Annotated in this window: 3 protein-coding genes; all 3 read left to right on the top strand. The window is 72.0% G+C overall.

Annotation, left to right across the window (positions count from 1 at the left end):
- Positions 1-834: alpha/beta hydrolase (locus FV222_RS19420; RefSeq protein ID WP_147815424.1), on the top strand; the 834-nt coding region annotated here is incomplete at its 5' end.
- A gap of 41 nt (positions 835-875) precedes the next feature.
- Complete coding sequence (locus tag FV222_RS19415; RefSeq protein ID WP_187277387.1) at positions 876-3,491, top strand: ligase-associated DNA damage response DEXH box helicase; 2,616 nt, start codon at positions 876-878, stop codon at positions 3,489-3,491.
- Positions 3,492-3,523: 32 nt separating this feature from the next.
- Positions 3,524-3,957: metallophosphoesterase (locus FV222_RS19410; protein ID WP_187277386.1), on the top strand; the 434-nt coding region annotated here is incomplete at its 3' end.

The raw sequence follows: 3,957 nt of genomic DNA, 5'->3' as shown, positions 1-3,957 counted from the left end.
GTGCTGCGCGGCATCGCCGGCACGCCCGCCTCGCCGGCGATGCCGCGCAGCACCCGCGCCGAGACGATGACGATCGAGGGCCCCGGCGGCCCTCTCGATCTCCGGGTGATCCGCCCGCGGGCCGGCGTGAAATTGCGCGGAGCCTACCTGCACATCCATCGCGGCGGCTGGGTCTGGGGCTCGGCCGACGAGCAGGACCCGTGGCTGGAGCGGATCGCCGACACCTGCGGCTTCATCTGCCTCTCGGTCGATTACCGCCTCGCCCCCGAGCATCCCTATCCGGCCGCCCTCCTCGATTGCGAGGCGGCCGCGCTCTGGCTCGCGGGGCCGGGCAAGGCCGAGTTCGGCGTCACGGCGCTGACGATCGGCGGCGAATCGGTCGGGGCGCACCTCGCGGTGATGGTGCTGCTGCGCCTGCGCGACCGGCACGCGCTGCCGCGCGCCTTCCGCGGCGCGAACCTCAACGCCGGCTTCTTCGACCTCGGGCTGACCCCGTCGGTGCGCAACTGGGGCGACGAGCGCCTCGTCTGCAACACCACCGACCTGACCGCCTTCGCCAACGGCTACGTCCGCGACGGCATCGACCGGCGCCGGCCGGACGTCTCGCCGATCTACGCCGACCTCAAGGGCTTGCCGCCGGCGCTATTCACGGTCGGCACCTGCGACCCGCTGCTCGACGACACGCTCTACATGTCCGGCCGCTGGGCCGCGGCCGGCAACGGCGGCCACACGGCGGTCTATGCCGGTGGCTGCCACGTCTTCATCCGCTATCCCGGCGCGATGTCCGAGCGGGCGCTGGAGCTGATCGACCGCTTCCTGATGGCGCTCGCCTGAGCGGGCGCAAGGGGCCTGGGAAAACGGCCGACCCGGGCGTCCTGCCGCCGGCCTTCGCCGCGTGGTTTTCCGCGCGGGGTTGGACGCCGCGGACGCACCAGATCGAGTTGCTGCGCATCGCGGGCGCCGGCCGCTCGGCGCTGCTCGTGGCCCCGACCGGCGCCGGCAAGACGCTCGCCGGCTTCCTGCCGAGCCTCGTCGCCCTGTCGGAGAGCCGGGCGAAGCCGTCCGAGCGAAAACTCCACACGCTCTACATCTCGCCGCTGAAGGCGCTTGCGGTCGACATCGCGCGCAACCTCGAGGCACCGGTGGAGGGCATCGGCCTGTCGCTGCGGATCGAGACCCGCACCGGCGACACCCCGGCGCACAAGCGCACCCGCCAGATCGAGCGCCCGCCGGACATCCTGCTCACCACGCCGGAGCAGCTCGCCCTCCTCATCGCGCACCGCGAGGCGGCGGACTTCTTCTCCCAGTTGCGCTGCGTGGTGCTGGACGAGCTCCACGCCCTGGTCACCTCGAAGCGCGGCGACCTGCTGTCGCTCGCGCTGGCCCGCCTGCACCGGCTCAGCCCCGGCCTCGCCGCGATCGGCCTGTCGGCGACGGTGCGCGAGCCGGACGCGCTGCGGCAGTATCTCGTGCCGCAGAACGCGCTCTCCGAATCGGACCCGGATACCGGTGACGGCGCAGGTCCCTTCTCCCAGGGGGAGAAGGACAGGATGAGGGGCGTGGCCCCTCCGGATACGGCACGCCCCTCACCCCAACCCTCTCCCCCTGGGAGAGGGAGCGCGTCGAGCCCCATGGCCGACCTCGTCGTCGTGCGCGGCGGGGCGGCGCCGAACCTGCACCTGCTCGACAACGGCAAGACCCTGCCGCTCGCCGGGCACACGGCCTGGCATTCCATGCCGGCGATCTACGACCTGATCCGGGCGCACCGCACGGTGCTTGTCTTCGTCAACACCCGTCTCCAGGCGGAGTACACCTTCCAGGAGCTGTGGCGCCTCAACGACGACGTGCTGCCGATCGCCCTCCACCACGGCTCGCTCGACGCCACCCAGCGCCGCCGCGTCGAGGCGGCGATGGCGGCGGGCTCGCTTCGCGCCATCGTCTGCACCGCGACGCTCGACCTCGGCATCGACTGGGGCGACGTCGACCTCGTGATCAACGTCGGCGCGCCGAAGGGCGCGAGCCGGATCATGCAGCGGATCGGGCGCGCCAACCACCGCATGGACGAGCCGTCGAAGGCCTACCTCGTCCCCGGCAACCGCTTCGAGATCCTCGAATGCCGTGCGGCGCTCGATGCCGTCGAGGAGGCGGCGCAGGACACGCCCGACGCCCGCCTCGGCGCGCCGGACGTGCTCGCCCAGCACGTGCTCGGCATGGCCTGCGCCGACGCGTTCGACCCGGTGGCGCTCTACGACGAGGTGATCTCGGCCGCCCCCTACGCGACCCTGTCCTGGGAGGATTTCGAGGCGGTCGTCGACTACGTCGCCACCGGCGGCTACGCAATGCGCGCCTACGAGCGCTTCGCCAAGATCCTGCGCGGGCCGGACGGCTTGTGGCGGGTGCGCGACGCGCGCGTCGCGCAAGCTTACCGGATGAACGTCGGCACCATCGTCGAGGCGGCGAAGGTGAAGGTCCGGCTCGCCCGCTCGCTGCGCGGCAAGCCCGGCACGGTGCTGCCGAAGACCGGCCGGGTGCTCGGCGAGATCGAGGAGGATTTCGCCGACACCCTGACGCCGGGCGACACCTTCCTGTTCGCCGGCGAGGTGCTCCGTTTCGAGGGCTTGGCCGAGGACGAGGCGATGGCCACCCGCGCCGGGCCCGGCACCGACCCGGCGATCCCCTCCTATGCCGGCTCGAAGTTCCCGCTCTCGACCTACCTCGCTGCGCGCGTGCGCGCGATCATCGCCGACCCGTTCGAATGGGACCGGCTGCCGCGGCAGGTCGCCGACTACCTGCTGCTCCAGCGCAGCCGGTCGCTGCTGCCGGGCGAGCGCGACCTCCTGGTCGAGACCTTCCCGCGCGCGGGGCGCCACTACCTCACGGCCTTCCCGTTCGAGGGCCGGCTCGCGCACCAGACGCTCGGCATGCTGCTGACACGGCGGCTGGAGCGCGCCCGCCTGCGGCCGCTGGGCTTCGCCGCCAACGATTACGGCATCGCGATCTTCATGACCCGCGACCTCTCCGAGCGGATCGCGCTGGAGCCCCGCTTCCTCGAAGACCTGTTCGCGCAGGACATGCTCGGCGACGACCTCGAAGCCTGGCTCGACGAATCCTCGATGATGAAGCGCACCTTCCGCCAATGCGCGGTCATCGCCGGGCTGATCGAGCGCCGCCATCCCGGGCTGAAGAAGACCGGGCGGCAGGTGACGATCTCCACCGACCTGATCTACGACGTGCTGCGCAAGCACCAGCCCGACCACCTGCTGATGCGCGCCGCGCGCCAGGATGCGGCAACCGGACTCCTCGACGTGAGGCGGCTCGGCATGATGTTGGAGCGCATCCAGGGGCGAATCACCCACAAGGCCCTCGACCGCGTCTCGCCGCTTTCGGTCTCCGTGATGCTGGAGATCGGGCGGGAACGGGTCTACGGCGAGGGCGCCGACGAGATCCTGGCCGAGGCCGAGGCCCAGCTTCTCGAAGAGGCGCTGGGGTGACGGCCCCCTTCCCCACCGACGAGGACACCATCTTGGCGCTCGGCCTGAGACTCGAGAAGACTCAAAAATCCCCCGGCCTGACGCTCGCCGGCGAGGTTCTCACCCTCGATTTGTGCGGCGGCCTGTGGGCGCCCGCGCACCGCACCCTGATCGTGTCCGATCTCCACCTGGAGAAGGGCTCGGCGTATGCGGCCCGCACCGGCCAGTTCCTGCCGCCCTACGACACCCGCGAGACCCTGGCCTGCCTGCACGAGGCCGTAGCCCGCTTCGACCCGGCCTGCATCGTGGCGCTCGGCGACAGCTTCCACGACGCGCGCGGGCCGGAGCGGATGGAGCCGGGCGACCGGGCGATGGTCGCGGCGCTGCAGCAGGGCCGCGACTGGGTCTGGATCGCCGGCAACCACGACGCCGCGGTGAGCGAGGGCGTCGGCGGGCGCTACGCCGACGTGCTGCGGCTCGGCGGCCT

Origin of the sequence: Methylobacterium sp. WL103, from assembly GCF_008039885.1 — a bacterium.
Classification (GTDB): Bacteria; Pseudomonadota; Alphaproteobacteria; order Rhizobiales; family Beijerinckiaceae; genus Methylobacterium; species Methylobacterium cerastii.
This window is presented reverse-complemented; position numbering and strand designations above follow the sequence as displayed.